Source organism: Lysinibacillus sp. GW823-FHT06C08, from assembly GCF_058795135.1.
The window spans coordinates 42,054-68,132 of the sequence record NZ_JBXAHN010000005.1 but is presented as its reverse complement, the minus strand read 5'-3'; the positions used below and the strand labels follow the sequence as shown (position 1 = coordinate 68,132).

Sequence of the window (26,079 nt, the reverse complement as noted above, 5' to 3'; positions counted from 1 at the left end):
CCAATGTGATGATTATGAGAAAGCAAGTCCCTGCTCTTCAAACCATTGAATTTTTTCACGTACATTGACGACATCACCAACTACAATCATGGAAGGATTATGATATCCTTCCCGTTCAATAATGTGCGCAATTTCATCTAGTTTTCCTGTTATAGTTCGTTGTTGAGCAGTCGTTCCCCATTCAATAACCGCTACAGGTGTTGTGGCTTTACGTCCATTGTCGATAAGTTTTCGAGCTATGTAGGCAATATTGCCAACGCTCATATAAAAAGCGACAGTATCAATTCCAGTAGCTAATGCTGGCCAATTCAAAAAATCCTGTCCTTTTTCTTCTCGGCCATGCCCCGTGACGAGGGCAAAGCTAGTGGCAAAGTCTCTATGTGTCACAGGAATCCCCGCATAAGCAGGAGCCGCAATCCCTGCTGTTATACCTGGCACAATTTCATAGGCAATGCCATGATTTTTTAAGATTTCAGCCTCTTCTGCACCACGGCCAAAGACAAAGGGATCGCCACCTTTAAGACGTGTGACAATTTTTCCTTGCTGCGCCTTCTCCACAAGTAATGCATTAATTTCATCCTGAATGAGGTGGTGCTTTCCTGGTAATTTCCCACAATAAACGAGCTCCGCTTCCTTTTTTGCGAAGTCTAGCAATGCTGGATTCACAAGACGGTCATACGCAATAATATCAGCCTTTTGGATACATTCCAGACCATAGACCGTAATGAGCTTTGGATCTCCAGGTCCTGCGCCAACGATATAAACTATTCCATCCTTCATTGCTTTTCTCCCATCAATAGTTGTTGTAAATAAGCTTCACGTCTATCCATCTCACCTTGACGTGTCCATTCAAGGATGTTTGGCTCTAGCAACGCCTGTAACGCCGCACGTCTTTGTGGGCCTTTATCAAACTTGGCAGCAACCATTAAACGAGCTTGCTGCAAAAAGCATACGTAATCCTCATAGGCATCATCAAATTGATCCTCTAACTCTGCTTTAATTTTACGAGCTAGCCCGGGACTTGCTCCTGATGTCGAGACAGTTAACACGAAAGGACCACGACGAACTGTCGCGGGGGTAATAAAATCACTTTCACTTTGTCTATCTGTTCGATTCATTAATTGCCAATGCTGTGCCGCCTCTTGCACGGCTTCGTTAACTGCCGTCACATTTGTGGCAGCAATAATAAGGATTGCATCATCCAAATCACGTGGTTCAAACTCTTTTCGTTTCCAGGTAATTTGCCCCAATTCGGCTAGTGGCTGTAAATCTTCATGTAAGGCCGGACTAACAATGACGACATTCGCCTTCACTGGTAAAAGGGATGCCACCTTTTGTGTAGCTACGTGACCACCCCCTACGATTACAACCGTTTTATATTCTAGATTCATATGAATAGGAAAATAATTAGTCATTATTCTTCACCTTCTTGCAAGCTGTTAACCAATTGTCAACTAGCTTTGGGTTTGATACAAAATGAAAATGCGTATAACCAGCCACCAAATTCCCTACTTGATAGCCTTCTTGCTTTTTGCCAAAGCGTCCAATCGTTTCGTAGGCCGGTGTGTGATGGGAGCCACTGTATTTTGAATAGTGGAATTCATGTCCCTTCGCCTGTTCCTCTGAACCGATTAAGAAATTACCTGCCGTACCAAAAATTTCACGATAGCCAAGCGCTGCTAGTTTTTTTTGCATCGCTACTTCCCCTGGGATTACACCTATCATGCCATAACGCTCCCCATGGCTATCTGTAATAGCTTCTGTTAAATACATAAAGCCCCCACATTCAGCCAATGTCGGTAGACCTTTGTTGATGGCTTCCCGTATAGATTGTCTGGCAATCGTATTTGCCGCAAGTGTCTGCGCAAATTCTTCAGGAAAGCCACCCCCTATATATAACCCATCCGCCTCTGCTGGTACTGGCTCATTGTCGAGTGGTGAGAAAAATTGTAATGTCGCACCTTTCGCCCGTAATAACGCCAAATTTTCTTCATAATAAAAATTAAATGCCGCATCTTTTGCTACAGCGAGACAAATATTTTGTGTAGGCTCCTCTGTAAATAATTTGCCTGTTTCCTGAAGTACAGGTGCCTTTGTTATGCGGAGTAATTGCTCTAAGTCAATCGTCTCAGCCATTAGGTCTCCTAGCTTGTCAAAAAATGAATGAAGCTCTCCTCTTTCAATAGCAGGGACTAATCCTAAATGACGACTTGGAATATCAATCCCTTCCTCGCGCTTTAAGTAGCCGATTACAGGAATCCCACATTCTTGTTCAATAGCAGCCTTGGCAATTTCATAATGGCCAACACTACCAACTTGATTTGCTATTACACCCACGATATTTGGTTTATCTGATAATAATTGAAATCCTTTGACAACTGCCGCAACACTTCTAGCCATACTTGCACAATTCACGATTAAAATAACTGGACTTTCTGTTACTACACTAATATCAGCGGCAGAGCCAGCATCTGATAATGGACTTTTACCATCGTAAAAGCCCATGACACCCTCGATAATAGAGACGTCTGCATCCCTACTGGCGCGAGCTACAATATCACATACTGCTTCATGCGAGAACATCCAACTATCAATATTGCGTGATACTCTACCTGTTACGGCTGTATGATAGGTTGGATCGATATAATCAGGTCCACATTTAAAGCCCTGCACGACTTTCCCTTTATTTTGTAGAGCCTTCATCAGTCCAATAGTAAAAGTAGTTTTACCTACACCACTGCCTGTCCCAGCTAGTACAAAGCGATTTGTTTGCATGGACTTCCTCCTTAAAATAGGTATCTAGCAACTGAAATCGTAGCATTACCTGATTTTTTCTTTTCTAAGATGAGTGATTTGACTTGAGCATAACGCATAGCTGCAGGTTCACTGACACCATATGCCCCTGTATATTTAAAGACTGTTTCTGAAGGTGATGGGAATTCAATTTCGTTTAATTCTGTCGGTGAGTAGGTAACGAACTCCCAATCATATTTTTTTGTAATATCCAGGAAGCATTGCTCATCTTTCTTCAGATCAATTGTACAAAGTGCCTTCACACTTTTTTTCGAAAGCTTAAGCTCTGCCAAGGTTTCATCAATGACTTGTTCAATCTCCTCAATAGATGTACCACGATTACAGCCCATGCCTAAGATAATTGATTTTGGTCGATAAATGACACCATTTTCAAGCAAAACCTCTTCTTCTCGTTCGATTATACGGTCCGTTATTAATAATGTTGCATGAGGTTTAGCCTCTATGGCCGTCCGTGTAGATGGATAAATTTTAATTTGCTCTGGCATTGGTGTATCACGCATCCACCAATCTCGCTCACCAGTTTCCTGTACAATAGCCACATGTTCCTCGTTGACGACAGAAGCACTGACAGGCGTTAATTTATCGGCACTATCCCAAACCCAGCCAAAACGTGCACCAAATAGATCGACTGGAATAGTCTTTTGCACATCGGAGGCTGTTGTAATAATAGGGTTGGCACCAAGAGCTGCCGCTACCTCATGTGTTAGTTCATTGGCACCGCCAAGATGTCCTGACAAGACACTTATTACGTTTTCGCCTCGATCATCAATAACTACAACACCCGGATCAGTCTTTTTATCCTTTAAAATGGGTGCGATCATTCGGACAACTGCACCTAAAGAAATAATTAAAATCAAACCTTTGTATTGTTTAAATAGAGTCGGCAAAAGCAAACGCACTGTTCCAGTAAACAGTTGAATATGCTTTTCCTCCTCATCACCCTGTTCAAATTTACTCATATAATACAAATCACTTGCTGCAAACGTTTGTTGGAGTCGACGTCCTATTTGAACACCATGCTTTGTAATCGCTACAACCGCATATGCATGGCGCTGATCAACTTCTGGTAATAACCCCTCTTGTAACTCAATCACTTGTCTTCACACCTTTTCTAAAGCCGTGTGTAAAGGTTGCATCATATAATTTCGAGCGATATTGATCCTTATCATGAATATCAGGGTCTAGCGCCCAGCCTGCTAGAATCATCGCATGCTTACGAATGCCATTCACGCGCATCGCTTCATCTAATTCGATTAATGTCGTACGAACAATTTTTTGATCTGGCCAAGAAGCACGTTGAATCACCGCTACGGGTGTGTCATCAGCCCAGCCAGCACTTTGTAGTTCTTTGACAATTTTCTTTGTGAGCGTCGCACTTAAGAATAGAGCAATTGTACAATGATGGCTTGCTAAATCACGTAATTTTTCAAATTCTGGTACAGGGGTGCGCCCTTCAGCACGAGTTAAAATTAAAGTTTGTGTTAAATCAGGAATCGTTAGCTCAGCCCCAATTGCCGCTGCTGATGCAAAAACAGAGCTAACCCCTGGAATAACTTCGTAGCCAATGCCTTGCTTTTTTAAGAGTGCTACTTGTTCCATAATCGCTCCATACATGGCCGGATCACCTGTATGCATGCGAGCTACTATTTTCCCAGCATGGACCCGATCAGCCATCACAGCGACCATTTCCTCTAAATGCATACCAGCGGTACGAATAATTTCCGCATCTGGTCGAGCTTTCGCAATGAGATCTTCACTCACTAATGAATCTGTATACATAACAACATCTGCTGTTTGTAACATATGTAAGCCTTTAACTGTAATTAAATCTGGATCACCGGGACCGGCGCCGACTATATAGATCTTCTTCATTATTTACGCACCACCATTAATGTTAAATATTCTAAGTCGACACCATCCAACTCGCGTACATCCCAAATTACTTCTTCGTCAGATGTTACCTTTGTCACAACAGATGCTTTATCTAGTAAATCTAAATCACGTAGTACCTGTAGCATTAAATCAATTACTTTTGCTACTTTAATAAAGACCACAGCATCATGACTTTCAATAGCTTCACGCATTGCCTCATAATCATCATAGGCAGGAATGATCGCGACACGGTCATCACCATCAGCTAATGCAATACCAAGTCGAGAAGCGGAGCCATTAAATGAGGATATCCCCGGAACCGTACGAATTTCTACATCTGGATGCATGTCCTGCATTAACTTCATCATATGGATAAACGTACTATATAATAACGGATCACCTTCTGTAACGAAGGCTACATCCTTACCCTCCTGTAATTTTTCATATACAAGCTCGACTGACTTTGTCCATTCACGCTCAAGGACAGCTTCGTCCTTCGTCATAGGAAATACAAGACCAAGCATATCTTTTTCCTCTGGATTAATATAAACATCTACAATACGATGGGCATAGCTCTTACTGCCTCTAAGTTTTTTGGGATAGGCAATAACAGGTGACTCTTGAATCACACGAAACGCCTTCACTGTAATTAATTCTGGATCGCCAGGACCTACGCCCAAGCCATATAAAACACCTAAATTAGTCATGATTTTCTTCCTTTCGATAAACCGAAATAATATATATTGGATTTAATGGCACAAAGCGTGTCATATCTAAGATCGGTTTGCTACGCGCAAGCTGTGCCTGTAAAATATCAACCGCAAAATCACAAGCCTTAAACGCTTCCACTGCTTTATATAAATTTTCAATTGTCGCAGCATTTAAAACAATTCGACCATTTGGTTTTAAGCGATTACAGCACAATTGTAGTAATTCGACCATTTCACCACCAGTACCACCGATAAAAATGGCATCAGGGTCTGGGAAATGATCGAGTCCCTCTGGAGCTTTACTATGAATTGCTGTTATATCCACACGAAATTTTTGCTGATTGTGTAGACAGTTCTCTAAATCAGGTGCATTTTTTTCAACGGCGTATACTTCCCCCTCAGGTGCAAGCTTCCCCGCTTCAATGGCCATAGATCCTGTACATGTACCAATATCCCAAATAACACTATCCTGTTGAAGTTGCATCGCCTGTAAGCTTAAGACACGAATTTCTTTCTTAGTAATGAGTCCTTTATCTGGTTTTCGTTGTGAAAACTCTTCATCATCAATACCGAGTGTGTAGCGTTTTGGTTCAACAGTTTGTTGTAAAATAACTACGTTTAAAGGGGAAAAATGTGCATTCTCCATTTCATCTAGCGAATACCAATCACATTTTTCATCTTCACCCTGTAGATTTTCGGCTACAAATGCACGATATTCGGTCATACCAAAATGCTTTAAATAACGTGCGAGCGCATTTGGGCTATTTTCAGCATCTGTTAACAGAGCTATTTTCTTTTTCCCATCGATGCGCTGTGCCAAGCCTTTCATAGGTCGTCCATGAATACTTGTAACATAAGCATCCTGCCAGCTTTCTCCCATTTTCGCGAAGGCTAGCTGTACGGAGCTCATATATGGATAAACCTCCAAATCTAGCTTTTTCGCTAAATAGCCCCCAACGCCGTAAAACAATGGATCTCCTGATGCGAGAATAATCGTATTTCTTGTTTCCTCTGACAATCTCTCAACAAGTGCTGAAAGACCTCCTTTGATCATGATTTTTTCCCCTGTAAAATGCGGGAAAAAATCAAGCACGCGCTCACCACCTACAAGTACCTCACAGTCTTCAATCCACTGGCGGTATTGTGGGAATAAGCTTGCTAATCCGTTATCCCCGATCCCAATTAATTTCATCGATCGATGCAATGTCATCAGCCCTTCCTAATAATTGTCCCTGCATCGAATAAATCGATGTGGAAAGCGTTAAACCGCCCTTTATATGATGAATGGAGGAATAGCAGCAGGCCTCACACAAACGATGGAAAAATGATTCATATCCCTTTTCCATCATAATTTCACCTACTTGCGACGCTGTGTTGGCCTCTCGTATTTCGGCTATTGTGTCTGCATCTGCCCCTACATCTTCTGCAAGTTGTGCTAAAAAGTTAAAATCAATCGGAGCACTTTTGGAATGCACCATCATTACCCCTTGTGCCACCTTTGAAAATTTCCCCATCATCCCGACAAGGGACACTTGTTTAATACCAAGTCGCTTACAATGCTTTAAAGTAAAGCCAACAAAATCACCCATTTCAACAAAAGCTTCTTCAGGTAAATCGGGATATTGCTTCATCCCAAATTTTTCACTGCGACCACCTGTTGTCACTACTAAATGCTCACAGCCAGCCTCTTTAGCGACGCTAATGGCCTGTACAATACTAGCCATATACGCAGAACTTGAAAAAGGCACGACGGTTCCCCTTGTGCCTAAAATCGAGATGCCTCCAAGTATACCAAGACGACCATTTAACGTTTTTTTCGCAATCTCCTCACCCTTAGGGACGGAAATCACTACGTTAACCCCTCGTGTAATTTGAAATTCGTCCAATACTCCTTGAACAGTGCTGTGAATCATTTTCCGTGGGACAGGGTTAATGGCTGCCTCTCCAACAGGCACTGGTAAGCCGGGCTTTGTGACACGCCCGACTCCAACCCCACCATCTAAATGAATACCAGGTGTCTCTGCCCAGCTCACAGTACCGACGATGAGTGCCTGATGTGTGGCATCTGGGTCATCACCAGCATCTTTAATCGTTTCACAGCTGACGGCATTGTTTTCAAATAGGCATTTTTCAATGGTAAAGGTCGCATCCCTACCTATTGGCAAATGAATCGTGCTTGTTTCTTGCTCTTCATTTGTAATAAGGGCGAGTAAAGCGGCCTTTGTTACTGCAGTTGCACAGGCTCCTGTTGTATAACCGTGACGCATGTCCTTAGGATCCTTTTTTGGCTTCCGCTCCATTATTTTTTCGCCTGTTCATCCGCTAAAAGTGAAATGGCATTTAATGCGGCAACCGTCACTGTACTACCGCCTTTCCGACCAACATTTGTAATGTACGGAATACCTTCAAGTTTTAGCAGCTCTTCTTTCGATTCAGCCGCAGACACGAAACCTACAGGCATACCAATAATTAAATCTGGTTTTGCTAAGCCTTCCTTAATTAAACGAATCAATTCTAGTAATGCAGTTGGGGCATTACCAATGGCATAAATACCGCCCTCATGCAATTTTGAGGCTTTTTGCATCGATATAATGGCACGCGTTGTATTTTGCTTTTTCGCTTCTACAGATACATCCTCATCCGCAATATAGCAATGTAAATCGCCACCATGTTTTTGGAAACGTTTTTTACCAGAGCCACTTTCAATCATTTGCACATCCGCAATTACATGACGCCCTGCCAGAATAGACTTAACACCTGCTTCAAGTGCTCCTGGTGTAATAATAACGCTACGACCTAGCTCAAAGTCAGCAGATGCATGGATAATACGGCGCACAACCTTCCATTCATCTTCTGAAAAGTCATGCTCCCCCATTTCCTCCGCGATAATCGAGAAACTGTAATCGTAAATTTTATCTGGGTCTACTGTTAATGGTTTGAAATCTGTTTTAAAATCCATTGTTATTGCCTCCTAAAGTGTATGTTGTACAGCCTGTAACACTTCTTCAAAAGTGGAATATTGCTGGCCATATTTAATATTGGGTCTTGCAATAAGAATTGTTTCTATAGAACAAGCAAGGGCTGCCTCTAGCTTCTCGTCTACTGAGCCGACTTTGCCACTTTCTTTGGTAATCATTAAGGTCACTCCATATTGACGGAATAATGCTTCATTTAATTCCTTTGAAAATGGGCCTTGAATGGCTACAATATCTCGCTGTGCCACACCGAGCGCCTCACATTTTTCCATATTGTCAAGTCGTGGGAGCATACGAGCAATGACTCTTGTATTTTCTAAGCCTTGTAAGACTTTCGTAAATGTAGCAAGCGTTTTACTACCTGTTGTCAGCATAATAACACCACGCTTTTCTGCTGCTAACTGAGCTGCTTCCTCATAATCCTTCACGACTGTTATAAGTGGGTGTTCATAATGTTCATGAGCACGTTCATAGCGAATATAAGGAACTTGCGCTTTTTCAGCTGCTGCCATGGCATTTTTCGATGCCTCTTCTGCAAATGGATGAGAGGCATCTACCACCAATTGAAAGCCTTGTTCCGATATAATAGTCGCCATTTCTTCCGCTGTAAGTCGCCCTATTAAATGAGGTAAGCCAGCGTCAGCAAGACTAGAGGCTGCCGATTCCGTCACAACGGTGGCAGTTACAGCATGTCCCGTCCTTTGCAGTTCAAGGCCTAGATTCCTTGCATCACTCGTCCCTGCTAACATGAAAATCATTTTACTGGCTCCTCTTCATGATGATGATGGTGATCGTGATCGTGTCCATGATCATGGTCGTGGTCGTGGTGGTGATCATGGTCGTGATCATGGTCGTGATCATGATGGTGATGATGATGTGCATGCCCATGAATAGCAGCGTAAGCCCGATATTCTTCAAGATCTTTCATACCTGTTGATGTACCATTCACCGCTTGCTCAATACGTTCTAATAGAACATTTTGTAAACGTTCATGGTAGCCAAAGTAGTTGGCAATTTGAATCTCACATGCTGGAAATTGCTCATTGTATTTCTCACACATAACATGCATACGCTCCATTAAAATACCCGTGAATAAAAAGTAAGGAAGCATAATAATTTTTTTAGCACCTAGTTTGACACAGCGTTCAATGCCTTCTTCAACACGAGGGTCCGTTACGCCCATAAAGGCACTTTCTACGTATTTAACAGGTAGTTTTTCCCATAGTAATCGTGTAATTTTATAGAAATCTCCATTTGCATAAGGATCACTACCTCCTCGAGCAATTAATAAAATGGCTGTGTCTTCCTGTTCTTGTTCAGTATCAAATCCAATTTCAACTAAACGATCCTGTAATATCGCAAATATTTCTTCATGAATGCCAATTGTTTGACCATATGTGAATGTGATATTCGGATAATGCTCACGAGCATGCTCGATTTCTGCCGGAATATGTAGCTTAGAATGACCTGCATGAAGTAAAATAATCGGGATGACATGTACCTCTGAAGCACCCTTTTTCACACAGTTTGTAATACCTTCTTCGATGTTAGGAGAAGCAAATTCAAGGAAGCATGTTTCCACTAAATATTGTTCATCAATGCGAGATTTCATTTGCTCGATAAATGTACGCACCTCATCATTTCCTGCTGCTAAACGGCTCCCATGGCCAACAAATAATATAGCTTTCATCTCTTTTCTCCTCACTAGTCGCCGCACGGAGCTGGCTCTATTTTTATTTTGGAAGACATATCTTGATACGTAAAATGCAATATCTTTTTCACCCGCTTGAAGTATTTAAATAGACGCTCGTTTGGATGCGCATTTGCTTTATATTCTTCAATAATATCTGTAATTAAAGGGATTAATTGATCAGGCTCCAAACCTTCTACAACAGGCTGTGCTGCATGAGCCGTACGCCCGACTGGTTTCGCTCCAATAAAGACATCAAATTTACTTTTGCGATAGACAATCCCAATATCATCAAACACGGCTCGATAACAAGCCATTCCACAGCCATTGAAGCCAATATTTAATGTTTTCGGTAATGACATACCGCCAAGCTTTTCTTGAATTTCCTCCGCATATGGAATGGAATCTGCTTTTTCACCGTAGCAAAAATCACAAGCCTTCAACGATAACACATCACCAATTGGTGCTAATAAAAAGCCTACTTCCTGTAATTTCTCAGTGATACGTTCAGGCGTTGTTGTAGGTATTTTCAAATGGATTTGATGATCTGGTGTATATTCCATTGATCCTTCTTCTCCTACTACCTCTGCTAACGTCATCATTTGCTGTGGTGTGAAAAATTTATTAGCCACGCCAGGGCTCACTGCTAATTCAAAAATGGATTCTATTTTTTGTTGTACAAGCTTTGGAGTAACCTTGATAGCACTTGTTCCCTTTACCATTGCAAGTGCCGCTGTAGCCATTTCAAGTGCTGTTTTTTTCGGCTTTGGCATAACGGCTATACTGGGTTTATTCATTCTCCCTGCATTAGGGTCTGCCGCAAAGTCATTTCGTGCTGTTCCTGTCTCTTGATTCATCGCCCATGGCTCATTTTCTTCCCGTAAGCGTTGATGAGGACGTAATGGCTGTTTTTCCTCACCAAGTGTATATTTACGTTGGTAGCCTCGCGGTGTAATCATTTTATTATCATAGAAGAACGTAGATGAGTTTCCGATAATAACTGTTGTCAGCATACCAATATCATGTTCCAGCATTTCTGCCAATGTCGTCATCGTCACTTCCTGACGTTCTCGATAGGCACTTTTTACAAGCCCTACTGGTGTGTCAGGAGAACGATATTCTAAAAGAATTCGTTGCGCTTCGACAATTTGTCTTGTACGGCGACCACTTTTAGGATTGTATAAAGCAATAACAAAATCGGCCATAGCTGCGGCTTCCACACGCTTCGCAATTAAATTCCACGGAGTGAGATGGTCACTCAAACTAATGGTACAAGCATCATGCATAATGGGTGCACCAAGTAAACTAGCACATGAATTGATAGCTGAAATACCTGGGACAATCTCCACTTCAATACCAGTTGCCTCTGTCCAGCCTAGCTCAATTAATACTTCATACACCAATCCCGCCATACCATAAACGCCTGCATCTCCACTCGAAATGACCGAAACAATACTTCCTGCCTCTGCTTGACGAACGGCCTCCTGAGCACGTGACACTTCCTCTGTCATACCTGTACTGACAATGGATTTTGCGCTGACTAAATCTTGAATCAGTTCAACATAGGTTTTATAGCCTATGATCATGTCACTTTGTTGTAAAGCCTCTACTGCACGTGTCGTAATATGCTTAAAGTCTCCAGGCCCAAAGCCTACTACGAAAATTTTCCCTTTTTGCGCCATGTTTTTACCCCTCTTTCACCTTTTCAATCCCTTTAATGGCTGTTGTTTGCGCTGTTCGCTGTAATGTCCCTTCTCGAAGTGTAAAAACATGATCGTTATATAAGGATTCATGATGCAAATCCTGTACAAGTGTTCTAGCATGCTCCGTTGACGGTACACGATACCAATTCCCCTGAGGGTAAGCAATCACAACACAAGCATCCTTGCATCGTCCATTACAGCGCGTTCTTGTCGTATGTATTTCTTTATCTAGTGCGTTACGCTGTATTTCATCTCGTATAGCTTGGGTAATTTCCTCCCCATCCTTGTTCATACAGCTACTGCCATTGCAAATAAAGAGATGTGTTTTCATCCCCTCTAAATTCCACGTTGTCATCTTATATCTCCCCTCATTTGCTTTTGGAAAAAAGAAAAAACCTTTACTCTGCCGAAGAGTAAAGGTTTGTAGAAGCCAAATAAAAACGAATAGATTGAAAGACAGATCCTCGCTTTTGCTTCAACTTCTCCCTCCGAAAAGTTTGCATGCACAATCTGATAAGCAGGTTTCCTGACTTAAGCTTCATTTTACTGTCGCACCTTCCCTAGTTTGCACAGGTGGCATTGCGATTTCATCAGCTATTACAGTAGCGGGGGCTGTATTGGACTTTCACCAATTTCCCTATTATCTCGAGTTCTTCGAGCACTTATCGACGTTTTATATGAAATTTTTAATCGTATACATAATAGAAAACTGTCTTAATCATATCTTATTATTTTAAAATTTCAATATTTCTTTAAAAAATCATGACAAATTTATCAATTTCATAGGAGGGGTGAAAGCTATTAAAAATTTGAATTTGCCTTCTTTAATCCTAAAAAACGTTAGTTATCAGAATTTTCGACATTGATATTCTATTTTTAATTTTTTATAAAAAAAGTATAGCATAATTATGGAAATTCGTGATACACTTTGTCGTGAAATCTCACAACTTACTATTTTTCGGTGTAAAATGCTCGTCATTTTGCTTAAAAGGGAAGCCGGTTTAAGTCCGGCGCGGTCCCGCCACTGTAATAGGGAGCTTTATAGAAAATGTCACTGTCCAATGGATGGGAAGACCTATAAAGTGTTGAACTAGAGCCAGGAGACCTGCCGAACATAAGTGATCGTTTCAGCCTACGAGGATAGGTGTGCGGCTTAGCAGATGAAAATGTTATTTGCTTTTTTAGCTATGCACTTTTCCAACAACGGAAAAGTGCTTTTTTATTACGCACGCTACATTCTAAAAATCTATTTACAGTTTGGAGGAAAAAAATTGAAGCTGTCTTGGTGGAAACTTAGTTATTTTCTATTGGCTTTTTTAATGGTGCCAAAGCGTGCCTTCGCCATGCATATCATGGAAGGTTTTTTACCAATCGAATGGGCTATTTTTTGGTGGGTAATCTCCATCCCATTTATTATTTTAGGATTGCGCTCTATTCGTAAAACAATTGATGAAAACCCTGAAACAAAAATGATTCTGGGGCTGTCCGGTGCGTTTGCCTTTGTCCTATCAGCCTTAAAAATCCCTTCAGTTACAGGGAGCTGCTCACATCCAACAGGAGTAGGTCTCGGAACAGTATTATTTGGACCGTTAGCCATGAGTGTCATTGGGACAATTGTTTTATTATTTCAATCTTTACTTTTAGCTCATGGTGGGATCACAACATTAGGGGCTAATGCATTTTCGATGGCTATTGTAGGACCGTTTATCGCCTACTTTGTATTTAAAGGGGCAAAACAATTGGGGTTATCGTTTTCATTAGCTGTTTTCTTTGCGGCCATGCTTGGGGATTTAGGTACATATGTGGTGACTTCCATTCAATTAGCACTAGCCTTCCCATCTGAAGTTGGAGGCTTTATGGCTTCCTTTACAAAGTTCGCAAGTATTTTTGCCTTAACACAAATCCCATTAGCTGTGAGTGAAGGAATATTAACAGTTATTGTCATGAACTTCTTGAAAAAATATAATATTAGCGAATTAAAATCTTTACGTGTTTTCTCTACAAAGGAGGCGCACTAATATGAAACGAAATTTATTACTTTTAGCAATCGTCGTACTATTGGCGATTATCCCTCTTTTCGTCCAAAAAGGAGCAGAATTTGGAGGAGCCGACGGTGAAGCAGAAGCAGCCATTGGGGAGATCAATGCAGAATATGAGCCATGGTTTGATAGTTTGTGGGAACCACCTAGTGGTGAAATTGAAAGCTTATTATTCGTGCTACAAGCAGCTATTGGTGCTGGTTTTATCGGCTACTTTATTGGCTATATGCGTGGCAAGCATAAAGAAGGTTAAGGATTATGTTACTCATTGATAAGTATGCGTATCTCAATAAGCTAGCGTTCGTTCATCCGCTAGAAAAAATGATATTTTCATTAGGACTACTTTTATTCACGCTTATTATGAGAGATGAACGACTTTCACTCATTACATTTTTTGTAATGAGTGCTTTTATCATTTGGGGCGCGAAAATTCCACTAAACTATTATGCGAAGCTATTATTACTACCTGGTTTTTTCTTATTCACAAGTCTCTTATCAATCATCATTTCGATAGCTCCAGCAGCGCATACATTACCAGCCCATATGGGGGCATTTACGTATATAAACTGGACAATTTTTATTGGGAGAGCCAGTATCGCTACCGCCCAGCAACTATTCTTTATTGTACTTGGCAGTATAAGTTGCTTATATTTTTTAGTTTTAACGACATCTGTACAAGGAATTTGTTATGTGCTTCGACAATGGCGGCTACCTACTTTATTAGTTGAGCTAGTAGAACTCACCTATCGTTTTATTTTTATTTTTTTAGAAAGCATGCAAAAAATTCATTTGGCCCAGCAAGCCCGGCTTGGCTACCACTCACCCATGCAATGGTTACGTTCAGTGTCTATGCTAATTGCCGCGTTGTTTATTGAAATGTTTCAGCGCAGTCGAGAGCTTAATCATGCCATGCTGGCGCGTGGTGGTGAAACGGTTTATTGGCATGAAACGGGCGCCTATAGCAAAAAAAACTGGCTTGGTATAACGGCTATTTTTTTATTCCTCATCGTATACGGAGGGTACTTCTCATGACAGCATTTTATTTTAAACTAAACAACCTGTCATATGCCTATGCAGATGGTACGAAGGCTTTGACAGATATTACATTAAACATTCCAAAAGGAAAAAAAATCGCTATACTCGGTCATAATGGAGCAGGAAAATCCACTTTATTTCAGCACCTTAATGGTATTTTGAAACCAACAGCTGGGACCATTTCATTTGATGGAGAAAAACTTCAATATAATAGAAAGGGATTAAAGGCTCTTCGCCAACAGGTTGGAATCGTCTTTCAAGATGCTGATAATCAGCTTTTTTCAGGAACTGTTAAGCAAGATATAGCCTATGGTCCAATGAATCTAGGATGGCCTACGGAAAAAATTGAAGAAAAAATAGCATGGGCTGTTGCACAAACTGAAGTGACAGAGCTACTAGATAAACCCATCCACTTTTTAAGCGTAGGGCAGAAAAAGCGTGTGGCCATGGCAGGTGTATTAGCGATGGAACCGACTGTCCTTTTATTAGATGAACCAACAGCGGGTCTTGATAGCTATTACGCTACACAAGTTTTTCAATACTTAGCCAAAGTAGAAGACCATGAAAGAACGATTATCCTTGCGACTCACGACATTGCCCTTGCCTATGAATGGGCCGATCAAATTATGGTCATGGAGGCAGGAAAAATTATTTATAATGGTGACCCTGTCGCCTTATTTTATGAAGAAGAATTGCTAAAACGGGCACATCTTGAACGACCATGGGTATTTGACATGGCTTTGGCTCTACAAAAAAAGAAATTATGGCACGAAAATATTTCAATTCCTCGCTCTAAGCATGACTTATTGCAATTGATTGAACAGCTATATGTAGAGGCGTAATGGTATCATCCATAAAAAGTAACGGACAGTTCGTTTTTAAATCGCAGAGAAAAATTTTCCTCATTTGCGAAACTTTTCTAACGTTTAACCGTATTAGTATAGTCGAGACATATTATAGAACATCAAGGAGAGATACAATTGAAAAGTTGGTTTAAAAAATCAGTCGCTGTCGCAGCATCCGCTGCATTAATGGTTCCTGTCGCTTCGGCTTTTGCTGAGGAGACACCACAACAAAGTGCGAAGAACGTATTAGCAAGCAATTCACAACATGCAGGTAAGAATCTTACAAATGAAGACAAATGGATGAGTAAGGATACGATTATTATCAAGCATTCTGGCCTTGATAAAAACGTACATAAAAAAATCGGATCTAAGGTCATCCGCTCCATTCCTTCATTAGGCTATGATGTGATTCAACTTAACAAAGGTGTATCCATAGAAAAAGCCGTCTCTTACTATTTAAAGCAGCAAGGGATTTCAAGTGTATCCCCTAGTTATGTCTATCATTCTTTCAACAAAGAAACTGACCCAAAGAAACAAGATATGTATCATCTAAGCCTCTTGCAAATGGATCAGGCTCTAGCATTAGCTGGGGAACATGACGTAACAGTAGCTGTCATCGATTCTGGTGTTGATTTTAAACATCCCGATCTAAAATCTCAAGTACTCACACCTTATAATGCAGCTGCACCGGCAAATACATCTTATCCAGGTGATCATGGAACACATGTTGCTGGGATTATTGCCGCAGCTAAAGACAATGGCATTGGTGGACATGGAATTAATCCACAAGCGAAGCTACTACCTATTGATGTCTTTAACGGAAAAGAAGGAGCAAATGATTTTATCATTGCACAAGGTATTCTGTACGCCATTGAGCAAGGTGTTGATGTCATTAATATGAGTTTAGGAGGCTATGGTGAATCACCACTTATGCAGGATGCTGTTCAAAAAGCTATTGATAGTGGCATTACGATTGTCGCAGCGGCTGGTAATGAGTCGACGGATGAATATTCCTTCCCTGCTTCCTATGAAGGTGTAATTAGTGTTGGTTCCACGAATGATCGTAATAAGCTATCAAGCTATTCCAATTATGGTCCCTCTGTCGATGTCGTGGCTCCTGGCGAAGACATCTACAGTACTGTACACGATGACAAAAAAGGATCATCTTTTGTTAAGTTTAGTGGTACTTCCATGGCATCTCCCGTAGTGGCAGGCATCGTGTCCCTACTTAAATCAAAGCATCCGAATTTAAAGCCACATGAAATTGAAGCAATTCTTGAAATAACTGCACAAGATTTAGGTAAAAAGGGTTATGATCTTACTTATGGTCATGGGCTTGTCGATCCAGTGAAAGCCTTACAGTTCGATTTAAATAAATTACCTAAACATTATTCTGAATCTAAAGAAGAGCGTATCAAAAATGCCAAAGTTCTTGCTAAAAATACATTAAATATTGAACAAGGTGTTTTCGAACAGCAAGACGAGAAAAAATGGTACAAGGTTGAGCTAGAGGCAAATGAGTATGCTCAGCTAACATTAAAAGGCGCTGATCAATACGACTATGCCTTCGATTTATACTTTTACCCTACTAATGAACAAGGTGAAGTAGAGCCTATTAAAGTTAATGATGTTCGTGTAGGAAAAAAAGAAGGTCACCTTTTTAAAGCAGACCAAAAAGGAACGCTGTTAATTGGTGTGAAAGATCATAATGGTAGTTATAGCTTAAAAGGGAAATCTACTTATATCTTTACAGCACAAACTGCGAAAAACTCGAATTTGCCAATTGATGCTTTAAATAAGTCTTCAATGCAGCCTATTAAAAAATTCCCATATAATACGGCAGGTAAAAACTATACCCTACTGTCCAAAGATCAACAAAAGGATCAAGATTATTTTACGTTTTCAGTAACAAAACCAACAACATTGAAGTTTGATTTATCTGGAATTCCAGGTGTTACTGCCACTATGGATCTTTACTTAAAAGAGGATTTCAATCCGATTCCACCAGAAGAGATAAAGCAAGCTAAAAAAGAGGAAATTGAAGAAGAGGAAGCCTTCCCTATTCAAAGTTCCTACGGTGCAGCTAAAGGTGAAGCCGTTAGCATGATTATCGATGCTGTTCCAGATCAAGAATACATTTTAAGTGTATCTAATGAAAGTAATAGCGAGTTTTCAATGGAGATGTTTTTCAGTGGTGGCATTGAAAAAGAGGAAACAGTCAGTGAGTCTATGATTCCATACACATTAAAAGGTGAGGTTGTTATACTTCCACCCGATGAGGATGGACTACCTTTAGAGGAAGCCATGTACGACGAAAACATCTCTCTCGACCAATTACCAATAACGCCAAGTACAACAAAAAAGCGAAATGAAATTGAAGGCATGATGAGTATGCTCATGAATTCCTTTACAACGGACAATTTAGAAAATGTTGATCCGATTATTAAGCAAGCTATTCGCTTCAACATTGGTGAGGATCAAAAAGCTTATTTCCAAACAGAATATGATGAGGACTACTTCTTATTTAAAACAAAGGAAGATGCCCTTTATAGTTTTAGCTTTAACAAAGGTGCTGGCCAAATGCCTGCTGGTACTGTCTTTGAATACGATGAAAAAGCAAATGAACTAATTCCTGTTTCGTCCTTAACCAATGATTTGGGCTTACTTTCATTGCTTCTTGGCTCAGCCGGTAATGAAAACGATGCAAAAGTGATGGCATTGAAAAAGGACAAAACATATGTAGTAGCCGTTGTAAATGCTGGGGAACGTTCTATTGAGCCATATACGTTGAAAACAAGTAAAATCGGTGATATTCCAAAAGATTATAATCCTGATAATTATGAAGAAGCAAAAGCTCTAAAAATTCAACCAGGTACAACTTATAAAGATCATCTAATTTACCAAGACGATGAGGATTACTATTATTATAAGCAAAACGGTAATGATGAAATTATGAGTTTATTAATTTCCTCTGTTCCATTTACCAATGAACAATTAAATCAATTGCCAAAAGAGTTACAGAAGGACTTGAAATTTGCAGGATCGATTATTGAAGATACAAATGGCAATATGAAAATTGACCCGAAAGAAATGGAGACCGCCATTCCATTTGGATTGAGCGATAATATTCTTGAGATACTCCTTGGCATGGTAGGAACGACAGACGTAAATACATCCTTTAAGGCTAAAAAGGATCGTGGTTACTTTATTCAAGTCAATAGCACAGGGCTTGGCCAACTGTCCATTCAGCCCTACACATTGACGATGTTCGACCATAAACGAACAGACGAAGATGCAGATTCCCAATTAGTGAATGGTGTACCAACCAAACCATTAGCCCTTAAGAAAGAAGACGACAAATGGATAGCTACTCAATATTTAAATGCGGGTATACCATTTGGTGATAAGGATTACTTTGAATTTAACAACGTCCAAAAACGTGATATCTTCTTCTCACTTCAAACAGAAAAAGCACTAGATGGTGTGATTCGAGTGATAGATGCAAACGGAAAAACAGTCAAAACTTTAGATCTTTACGGAGCTGGAGATGCTGAGGTAGGTACAATCGAACTGGATGCAGGTAAATACTATATTGAAGTTAGTGAATATTATGGCCAAGCAAGTACACAGCCATATACGTTAGAAATTAAATAATATCAATAAAATCCCCTAGATAACGGAATATCTAGGGGATTTTTATACATCTAAGCATCTTTATTCTAAACTAAAATGCTTATTACATAAAATATTTGACATAATTACAGTATTCATCTTGCTTCATATGAAGCTTTTCATACAGCTTACGCGCATTCACATTATCTGCTGCTGTTTGCAGTGTCACATAACGAGCATACTGTTGCTCACAATATTGAAAAACTTTTTCCATCAATGCCTTGCCCACCCCTAGGCCCCTAGCATCTTCCGTGACATAAATATCGTTCAAAATATAGGCACGCTGTAACGCTATGGAAGAAAACGTTGGATATAATTGTGTAAATCCAACCATCTTGCCGTCTACTTGCGCCATAAAAATAACCGACTCTTTGAGGGCCAATCGTAATTGTAAAAATGCCTTAGCGCTACTTACGTCCGATTCAATACCATAAAACTGACGATATTCATCAAATAGCTTTGTTAACTCTTCTAGTTCGTTCATCGATGCTTGCAATATTTCCATTCTTGTCTCCCCTTGTGTCTTCCCATGATTGTTTCTACCATTATAAAGCTAGTTTCATTATATAGGAAAAAATGGCACAAAGAAAAGAATACTCCTCTCCATCGAGAGAAGTTCTACTTTTTTTCATTTAAGTATGCAGCGACATCTTTCACGATATGCTGCCAGTTTAATTCCTTCCGCGCATCGGCTTGTAGCTGAAGACAAGTATTTTCTAACAATGCTTCCTGATGTGCGACTTGCTGCAACGTCCGAGCAATACTTTCCCAATCATGTGTTGGATGAATACGGCCAAAGCGTTGTTGTTGGGTAATATCAGCAGCCCCATCCACATCGGTTGTCACAATATAACAACCGTTTTTAGCAGCCTCTGCAAAAACATGTGCAAAGCATTCAACTGTGGATGTTAAGCAAAAGATTTTTGCCTTGCGATACTCCTCCTCTAGCTGCATCTTGTCTGAGATTGGCCCTACCATTGTGACTTGCGCAGGATAAGGATGACTGTCCAGTAATTGTTTTATTTCCTGCTGAAACGATTCAGACATAGGTCCTACCAAACGAAGCTCCCAGTCTGTCAGCTGTGCTGCTAGAAAGGCTTTTATTGTAAAAATGGTCTGCTTCTCTGGTGCATCTAATCGGCCCACTGATAGAATTCTATTTTCTTTCTCATGAAATTGCACGGGCTCTGTGTGAAAATACTCATAAAAGCCATTTGGGATATGTTGAACATCTAATTGTGAAAACTCTCGAATGTCAGTTTGAATCGATACACATTCGGAGGTCAGAAGATCACAAAGCTGTAGCAATTCTAGAAAGTATGGATAGGTTTTTAATCGACTTAACCAAAATCGATTAACATCTAACTTCATATAAACTTTGCCATTAGGATTAAACTGCTTGTATGTTTGAAGAATGGAAAGATAGGATGGGTATGGTCCTATAGCAAATACAAGATCAATGTTCTTGGCATGCTTCACTAAATAAGCATTCATATTGGCAACATAATCAATCCCAATTGGAACCTGCTCAAATTTAACAGCCGGAAAAGATTGTTGCAGAAGGGTTTCATTCATCTCTGTCGTCACTATACTAACTTCATAGCCTAAATACTCCCCTAGTAAAATAGGCACAAGACATAGATCTTTGAAAATGTGTGCATCGGAAAGTTTAGCTGATTCCACGCTACAAATAAATGCGATCCTTTTTGTCATCGAATCCCTCTTTCTTAAAAAGCGCTCTTTCCTAGTTTATGACCACACCTGTCAAACGTGTATAACTTAGTAAAATGTCACAACCATCCCCATAGTTCTCTAGCAAAAATAAAGGCAATCCATAAAATTACTCTCTTAAAAAACTTATGATAGCAAGCAATTGCCTACGATAGCCCTCTATCCACGCATATTGTAATAAAGAATCTGTTCAGTAAACATGAAGAACTAAATTACTTAATCAGGATGGAGGGATAAAATGAAAATAAGCTTTTTATCACCTACTTATAATAGCGAAGAATGGATCCTAACAATGCTTGACAGTATTCCTAAAGAATATGCCTATGAAATTATCGTTGTAGATGACGGCTCCACCGACAAGACGTTAGCCATTTTACAGGACTATCAAAAAAACTGTACAGCGTTAAAAATCATCGTTCATCCAACGAATCTAGGTGCAAGCGTTGCCTATAACCGATGCATCGCTGAAGCAACAGGTGATTATATTGCCATCATCGATAGTGATGACCACTATTTACCTGCCATCCGCAATGTATTAGCACAGGTGGATGGTGAATTTGATATTTACTATTACAACATGATCATTAAGAATGGCTATGCGTTTATTAAAGATGAATCAAATCGTTATTCCTTGCCGGGACAATTTAAAATCATACGAAGAAGCTTTATCGGGGATGCGAAATTTACTATACGTAAGGATATTGCAGGAGATTGGGATTTTAATTGTGCGCTCATGGACAAAAATCCAACCAGTAAATATACCCATGAATACGCTTATTGGTACAACTATCCACGAGAAAACTCAGAATGCGATTTGCATGAAAGAGGATTGAAATAACATCATGAACGGACCTAAGCATGTGGGAGGTGTAACAAGACAGACAATGTTTAAAGATAAAACTTTACTGATTACTGGAGGAACAGGATCTTTTGGTAATGCGGTACTAAATCGATTTTTAAATACCGATATTAAGGAAATACGGATTTTTTCAAGGGATGAAAAAAAGCAAGATGATATGCGAAAGCTTTATCAAAACTCTAAAATTAAATTTTATATCGGGGATGTACGTGATTTACAAAGCCTTCACCCTGCGATGTATAACGTAGATTATGTGTTCCATGCTGCGGCCCTCAAGCAAGTTCCCTCTTGTGAATTTTTCCCTTTAGAGGCTGTTAAAACAAATATCTTAGGAACAGATAATGTTTTAACTGCGGCGATTCAAGCTGGCGTTAAAAAGATTATTTGTCTATCAACAGATAAAGCGGCATACCCTGTCAATGCGATGGGGATATCCAAGGCGATGATGGAGAAAACATTTATTGCTAAATCACGGATGGTCGACCCAAAGCAAACATTGATTTGCGGCACACGATACGGGAATGTAATGGCTTCAAGAGGCTCAGTCATACCACTTTTCATCGAACAAATAAAAGCTGGTAAACCTTTAACTATTACCGATCCAACTATGACTCGTTTTATGATGAGCCTTGAGGAAGCAGTCGAATTGGTGTTGTATGCATTCTCACATGCGCAAAATGGCGATATTATGGTGCAAAAATCACCCGCTGCTACGATCGAGAATTTGGCACAAGCTCTCCTTGAAATTTTCCAAGTGAACAATGCGATTCACATTATTGGCACGCGGCATGGGGAGAAACGGTATGAAGTATTATGTACAAAGGAGGAAGCAGCAAAAGCCATAGATTTAGGTGATTTTTATCGAATCCCAGCAGATAATCGAGATTTGAATTATGGAAAATACCTGGATGAAGGCTCTCCTAAAATTACCTTATCGGATGAATATAATTCCAATAATACACAAATGTTAAACGTGATGGCTATTAAAGAAAAATTACTAACCTTATCTCTCATTCAAGAAGAGCTTCTCCTTTGGACTGGAGGAACACCATGAAATTTTTAGTGCTCGGCGCTTCTGGCATGGCGGGTCATACCATTTCCATCTACTTACGGGAGCAAGGGTATGATGTGACAACGTATACGAGAACTGCTTTCGCATATGGAAATAATATTACTGGTGATATTACAGATTTGAACTTTTTACGTTCACTTCTTCAAGACCATCAGTATGATATTGTCATTAATTGTATCGGTATGTTAAATAAAGAATGTGAGGCAAATCCTGAGAAGAGTATTTTCTTGAATAGTTATTTACCACATGCTATCGTATCTCTCCTTGAAAATCGCCAGACGAAGCTTATTCATATGAGTACCGATTGTGTATTTTCAGGTGAAAACGCACCCTATTATGAAAATAGTGTAAAGGACGGAACTACCTTTTATGACCGTACAAAGGGTTTAGGCGAAATTGATCATACCAAACATTTAACATTCCGTAATTCAATTATTGGCCCTGATTTGAAAATGGATGGAATTGGGCTTTTCAATTGGTTTATGCACCAAAAAGGTCCGATTCACGGCTATACTGGTGCTATTTGGACGGGGGTCACAACCCTCACCCTAGCGAAAGCCATGGAGCAAGCAGCACATGAAGAATTAACTGGACTCTATCATCTTGTCAATACATCGCCTATATCCAAATACGATCTGCTTCAGTTATTGAATAAGCACTTTATGGACCATACAATAAAGATTACTCCACATCAGCTTATTAATGTTAATAAAACTTTAATTAATACTAGAAACGATTTTTCCTTTACGGTCCCTAGCTATGAAGAAATGATAATTGACATGAAGGAATGGATTTTGCAGCACAAGGATTTATATCCTCACTATATTTCTTAAAACTTCAACTCTATTACGAGTATTGTTACGTTACTCATAATGGAGTTTTTCTATTGAATGACTGTGCCCACTGGCAATTGTCCTTCCTTGATCCAATTCTCTACAAAACGATTAAAAAATGCAGGCTGGGCTAATGATACTCCATGCCCTATGTTGTTTAACATGATTCCTTTTGCATTTGGATGGCTTTGTACAAGCTTTTGTGCAGATTTTTTCATTATTTTTTTCTCTTGATTGCCAACAGTAATTAAAATATGCCCCTGTGCATTGTGGAAATTTCGTGGGATTGAAAACGTCATATTTTCTTGTAAAACCTGAATTAATGCATCGTATGTTATCTTAGTGCTATCATGATAATAGCGGTCAAAATAGCGATCATCGATGTATAAGGTTTTCGCTTGAAGCTTTGCGAAGGTTTTATTTTTGATAAGCGGGAATGATAGTCGGAGAAACGGCCGAATCATCCATGCTGTAGTAGGTGAAGGGATAACAAGAGCACTATTAATAATCGAAAAGTGGATTAAACTAGGCTTTATGCTTAACATTTGTATGGCAATTTGAGCACCTAATGAAAAGCCAATAACAATTACCTGCTTGCCATTCGCCTTTTCCTCTAAGAGCTGTACGAGATGTTGTGCACATTGCTCAATAGAAAATGAATGATCGGACACAAGCTCAGGCACTACACAGTGATACTTGGAGAAGTGCTGAATTTGTTGTTCCCACATCCATCCCCCAACACCACCCCCATGAAGAAACATCATCACTGGACCGTCGAAATGGCCATACTCTTTATATTGCATAATGGATTCATGCACCTACTTTCTTTACTGTTTAGCTTCTCAAAAGCTTGTTTGAGATTGATTGAATGTCTGGTTTTTTGTATTTCCTGGGCAATTGTTAACGTATGTCTTTCTCGATACGGAAATTAATTGCCTCAAACCTGTCAAAATGGAATCATTTACAAATGATCATCCCAAAAGTCCTTACTAAAACTCGTGTTTGCTTGATGCTTCCCTGCTGGTTTTACAATATCAGAACCTCTTAAAATGACACCTTTTCCAAATTTCTGTTCAATTTGATCTACCAATTTAATAATGGGTTCGTCTTTAATATGATCTTCAAAATCAAAAAAAGTTAGCTGCTGAGTCATCTCTTTAATGTCACTTACATTGGAAATAGTCACACCCAATAATCGAACAGGCTCCTCATTCCAGTTTTTATTAAACAGATTCCACGCCTGTTCAACTATATCCTCTTTTGAAAATATCGCGTTATTGACTGATTTACTCCGTGTATACGTTTCCCAAGAAGCTGTACGGATGATAATACTCACAGTCACTCCTGCGAGCTTTTTAGCCTTTAATCTTTCTGCTACCTTTTCAGAAAGAGTTGTCATTATTTTATATAATTCATCTCGGTCAGTCGTATCATGAGATAATGTTGTCGAATTCCCTACACTCTTCGTATCATATATTGCTTCTGGATCAACAGGTCGGTCATCCTCGCCATTGGCCTTCTGTTTCAAGCGAAGTCCATTGATGCCAAACTTCTGTTTTAATGTGTATTCATCAGCCGCAGCTAATTCTCCAATCGTTTGTATACCTAACTCTTTCAGTTTTTCTGCTGTGCTTTTCCCGATTCCATGCATCTCTTTAACATTCAATGGCCACAAAACTGAAGGGACATCACGTTTACGTAATATTGTAATGCCCATCGGCTTTCTCATTTCACTGGCCATTTTTGCTAAAAACTTATTGGGTGCAATGCCGATTGAACAAGGCAATTGTAGTTCGTTCCAAATTCTATCTTGTATACCATGTACATGTTCTAATACATTTTGTCCTTCGATTATAGGCAATTGTATATATCCTTCATCTATAGAAACGGGTTGAAGTATTTCACTATACTCTTTCAGTAATCCAAAAAAAGATTTTGAAGCAGCTCTATATCGTTCAAAATTTGGAGGTAGCACAATTAACTCTGGGCATTTTCTTCTGGCCTCACCGACATTCATGGTTGTATATACACCACTTTTTCTAGCTTCATAGCTACACGTAATAACAATCCCTCTACGTTCTTTTGGATTACCTGCAATGGCTATAGGTTTTCCCTTTAATGAGGGATCGTAAATTTGTTCCACTGAGGCATAAAAGCAATTAAGGTCAATATGTAAAATGATTCTTCCTTTATGCAATTTCGTTCACCTCACGTTGATTTTAATGTTAG

General features: G+C 39.7%; 25 protein-coding genes and 2 riboswitches. Of the genes, 8 read left to right on the top strand and 17 right to left on the bottom strand.

What is annotated here, in order from left to right; translation table 11 throughout:
- Nucleotides 1-12: 12 nt before the first annotated feature.
- From cobA to AC1Q6O_RS13305, 13 genes are read right to left on the bottom strand one after another with little or no spacing between them, the layout of a single operon-like run.
- Nucleotides 13-780 (bottom strand): uroporphyrinogen-III C-methyltransferase, encoded by a 768-nt coding sequence (gene cobA / locus AC1Q6O_RS13365; RefSeq protein ID WP_107922522.1) that lies wholly within the window; start codon nucleotides 778-780, stop codon nucleotides 13-15.
- Nucleotides 777-1,415: a precorrin-2 dehydrogenase/sirohydrochlorin ferrochelatase family protein gene (locus AC1Q6O_RS13360; RefSeq protein WP_107922523.1), complete on the bottom strand. Its 639-nt coding sequence runs from the start codon at nucleotides 1,413-1,415 to the stop codon at nucleotides 777-779. Before AC1Q6O_RS13360 ends, cobA begins: the two co-directional genes overlap by 4 nt.
- Entirely contained in the window at nucleotides 1,408-2,775 is a 1,368-nt protein-coding gene (locus AC1Q6O_RS13355; protein ID WP_492401469.1) for a cobyrinic acid a,c-diamide synthase CobB, read from the bottom strand. Before AC1Q6O_RS13355 ends, AC1Q6O_RS13360 begins: the two co-directional genes overlap by 8 nt.
- 11 nt (nucleotides 2,776-2,786) lie before the next feature.
- A complete protein-coding gene (locus AC1Q6O_RS13350) occupies nucleotides 2,787-3,908 on the bottom strand; it encodes a cobalt-precorrin 5A hydrolase (RefSeq protein WP_492401467.1) in 1,122 nt (373 codons plus the stop codon).
- Nucleotides 3,901-4,686, bottom strand: a complete 786-nt coding sequence (gene cobM / locus AC1Q6O_RS13345) for a precorrin-4 C(11)-methyltransferase (RefSeq protein WP_008178276.1) — start codon at nucleotides 4,684-4,686, stop codon at nucleotides 3,901-3,903. Before cobM ends, AC1Q6O_RS13350 begins: the two co-directional genes overlap by 8 nt.
- Nucleotides 4,686-5,393 carry a precorrin-2 C(20)-methyltransferase gene (gene cobI / locus AC1Q6O_RS13340; protein ID WP_008178274.1) on the bottom strand — a complete coding sequence of 236 codons (708 nt, stop codon included), beginning with the start codon at nucleotides 5,391-5,393 and terminating at the stop codon, nucleotides 4,686-4,688. Before cobI ends, cobM begins: the two co-directional genes overlap by 1 nt.
- Nucleotides 5,386-6,606 (bottom strand): precorrin-6y C5,15-methyltransferase (decarboxylating) subunit CbiE, encoded by a 1,221-nt coding sequence (gene cbiE / locus AC1Q6O_RS13335; protein WP_492401465.1) that lies wholly within the window; start codon nucleotides 6,604-6,606, stop codon nucleotides 5,386-5,388. Before cbiE ends, cobI begins: the two co-directional genes overlap by 8 nt.
- Nucleotides 6,563-7,696 carry a cobalt-precorrin-5B (C(1))-methyltransferase gene (locus tag AC1Q6O_RS13330; protein ID WP_096365359.1) on the bottom strand — a complete coding sequence of 378 codons (1,134 nt, stop codon included), beginning with the start codon at nucleotides 7,694-7,696 and terminating at the stop codon, nucleotides 6,563-6,565. The genes cbiE and AC1Q6O_RS13330 overlap by 44 nt, the downstream gene beginning before the upstream one ends.
- The gene (locus AC1Q6O_RS13325; protein WP_008178269.1) at nucleotides 7,696-8,355 is read right to left on the bottom strand and encodes a precorrin-8X methylmutase; all 660 of its coding nucleotides are present in this window, start codon (nucleotides 8,353-8,355) and stop codon (nucleotides 7,696-7,698) included. Before AC1Q6O_RS13325 ends, AC1Q6O_RS13330 begins: the two co-directional genes overlap by 1 nt.
- Nucleotides 8,356-8,367: 12 nt before the next feature.
- The gene (gene cobK, locus AC1Q6O_RS13320; RefSeq protein WP_342550378.1) at nucleotides 8,368-9,129 is read right to left on the bottom strand and encodes a precorrin-6A reductase; all 762 of its coding nucleotides are present in this window, start codon (nucleotides 9,127-9,129) and stop codon (nucleotides 8,368-8,370) included.
- Nucleotides 9,126-10,061 (bottom strand): sirohydrochlorin chelatase, encoded by a 936-nt coding sequence (locus AC1Q6O_RS13315; protein ID WP_492401462.1) that lies wholly within the window; start codon nucleotides 10,059-10,061, stop codon nucleotides 9,126-9,128. Before AC1Q6O_RS13315 ends, cobK begins: the two co-directional genes overlap by 4 nt.
- A 14-nt stretch (nucleotides 10,062-10,075) precedes the next feature.
- Nucleotides 10,076-11,743 carry a precorrin-3B C(17)-methyltransferase gene (gene cobJ, locus AC1Q6O_RS13310; RefSeq protein ID WP_008178263.1) on the bottom strand — a complete coding sequence of 556 codons (1,668 nt, stop codon included), beginning with the start codon at nucleotides 11,741-11,743 and terminating at the stop codon, nucleotides 10,076-10,078.
- Between the two features lie 4 nt (nucleotides 11,744-11,747).
- A complete protein-coding gene (locus AC1Q6O_RS13305; protein ID WP_008178261.1) occupies nucleotides 11,748-12,119 on the bottom strand; it encodes a (2Fe-2S) ferredoxin domain-containing protein in 372 nt (123 codons plus the stop codon).
- Between the two features lie 144 nt (nucleotides 12,120-12,263).
- Nucleotides 12,264-12,445, bottom strand: a riboswitch (cobalamin riboswitch).
- Nucleotides 12,446-12,706: 261 nt separating this feature from the next.
- A riboswitch (cobalamin riboswitch) is annotated at nucleotides 12,707-12,891 on the top strand.
- Between the two features lie 144 nt (nucleotides 12,892-13,035).
- On the opposite strand from AC1Q6O_RS13305, the gene AC1Q6O_RS13300 reads away from it, so the two are divergent.
- The 5 genes from AC1Q6O_RS13300 to AC1Q6O_RS13280 all read left to right on the top strand — a co-directional run bounded on the left by AC1Q6O_RS13300 (nucleotide 13,036) and on the right by AC1Q6O_RS13280 (nucleotide 19,337).
- Nucleotides 13,036-13,782 carry an energy-coupling factor ABC transporter permease gene (locus AC1Q6O_RS13300; protein ID WP_043990468.1) on the top strand — a complete coding sequence of 249 codons (747 nt, stop codon included), beginning with the start codon at nucleotides 13,036-13,038 and terminating at the stop codon, nucleotides 13,780-13,782.
- A gap of 1 nt (nucleotide 13,783) precedes the next feature.
- Nucleotides 13,784-14,056 (top strand): energy-coupling factor ABC transporter substrate-binding protein, encoded by a 273-nt coding sequence (locus tag AC1Q6O_RS13295; protein ID WP_008178258.1) that lies wholly within the window; start codon nucleotides 13,784-13,786, stop codon nucleotides 14,054-14,056.
- A gap of 5 nt (nucleotides 14,057-14,061) precedes the next feature.
- Nucleotides 14,062-14,835: a cobalt ECF transporter T component CbiQ gene (cbiQ, locus tag AC1Q6O_RS13290; protein WP_492401459.1), complete on the top strand. Its 774-nt coding sequence runs from the start codon at nucleotides 14,062-14,064 to the stop codon at nucleotides 14,833-14,835.
- A complete protein-coding gene (locus tag AC1Q6O_RS13285; protein ID WP_427071139.1) occupies nucleotides 14,832-15,680 on the top strand; it encodes an energy-coupling factor ABC transporter ATP-binding protein in 849 nt (282 codons plus the stop codon). Before cbiQ ends, AC1Q6O_RS13285 begins: the two co-directional genes overlap by 4 nt.
- Before the next feature lie 138 nt (nucleotides 15,681-15,818).
- Nucleotides 15,819-19,337, top strand: coding sequence for a S8 family peptidase (locus AC1Q6O_RS13280; RefSeq protein WP_427071140.1), 3,519 nt, complete (start codon nucleotides 15,819-15,821; stop codon nucleotides 19,335-19,337).
- Between the two features lie 82 nt (nucleotides 19,338-19,419).
- Here AC1Q6O_RS13280 and AC1Q6O_RS13275 read toward each other — a convergent pair whose 3' ends face one another.
- Together AC1Q6O_RS13275 and AC1Q6O_RS13270 are read right to left on the bottom strand one after the other, a co-directional pair.
- Nucleotides 19,420-19,860 carry a GNAT family N-acetyltransferase gene (locus tag AC1Q6O_RS13275; RefSeq protein WP_008178250.1) on the bottom strand — a complete coding sequence of 147 codons (441 nt, stop codon included), beginning with the start codon at nucleotides 19,858-19,860 and terminating at the stop codon, nucleotides 19,420-19,422.
- 113 nt (nucleotides 19,861-19,973) lie between these two features.
- Nucleotides 19,974-21,068 (bottom strand): glycosyltransferase, encoded by a 1,095-nt coding sequence (locus tag AC1Q6O_RS13270; protein ID WP_008178247.1) that lies wholly within the window; start codon nucleotides 21,066-21,068, stop codon nucleotides 19,974-19,976.
- A gap of 256 nt (nucleotides 21,069-21,324) precedes the next feature.
- On the opposite strand from AC1Q6O_RS13270, the gene AC1Q6O_RS13265 reads away from it, so the two are divergent.
- From AC1Q6O_RS13265 to AC1Q6O_RS13255, 3 genes are read left to right on the top strand one after another with little or no spacing between them, the layout of a single operon-like run.
- The gene (locus AC1Q6O_RS13265) at nucleotides 21,325-21,924 is read left to right on the top strand and encodes a glycosyltransferase family 2 protein (RefSeq protein WP_008178244.1); all 600 of its coding nucleotides are present in this window, start codon (nucleotides 21,325-21,327) and stop codon (nucleotides 21,922-21,924) included.
- A gap of 46 nt (nucleotides 21,925-21,970) precedes the next feature.
- Nucleotides 21,971-22,999, top strand: a complete 1,029-nt coding sequence (locus tag AC1Q6O_RS13260; protein ID WP_089986380.1) for a polysaccharide biosynthesis protein — start codon at nucleotides 21,971-21,973, stop codon at nucleotides 22,997-22,999.
- A complete protein-coding gene (locus tag AC1Q6O_RS13255; protein ID WP_090002586.1) occupies nucleotides 22,996-23,850 on the top strand; it encodes an SDR family oxidoreductase in 855 nt (284 codons plus the stop codon). Before AC1Q6O_RS13260 ends, AC1Q6O_RS13255 begins: the two co-directional genes overlap by 4 nt.
- A gap of 50 nt (nucleotides 23,851-23,900) precedes the next feature.
- On the opposite strand, the gene AC1Q6O_RS13250 is transcribed toward AC1Q6O_RS13255, so the two are convergent.
- Complete coding sequence (locus AC1Q6O_RS13250; RefSeq protein WP_089986294.1) at nucleotides 23,901-24,653, bottom strand: alpha/beta fold hydrolase; 753 nt, start codon at nucleotides 24,651-24,653, stop codon at nucleotides 23,901-23,903.
- A gap of 158 nt (nucleotides 24,654-24,811) precedes the next feature.
- Nucleotides 24,812-26,047, bottom strand: a complete 1,236-nt coding sequence (locus AC1Q6O_RS13245; protein WP_089986293.1) for a DNA polymerase IV — start codon at nucleotides 26,045-26,047, stop codon at nucleotides 24,812-24,814.
- Nucleotides 26,048-26,079 lie beyond the last annotated feature (32 nt).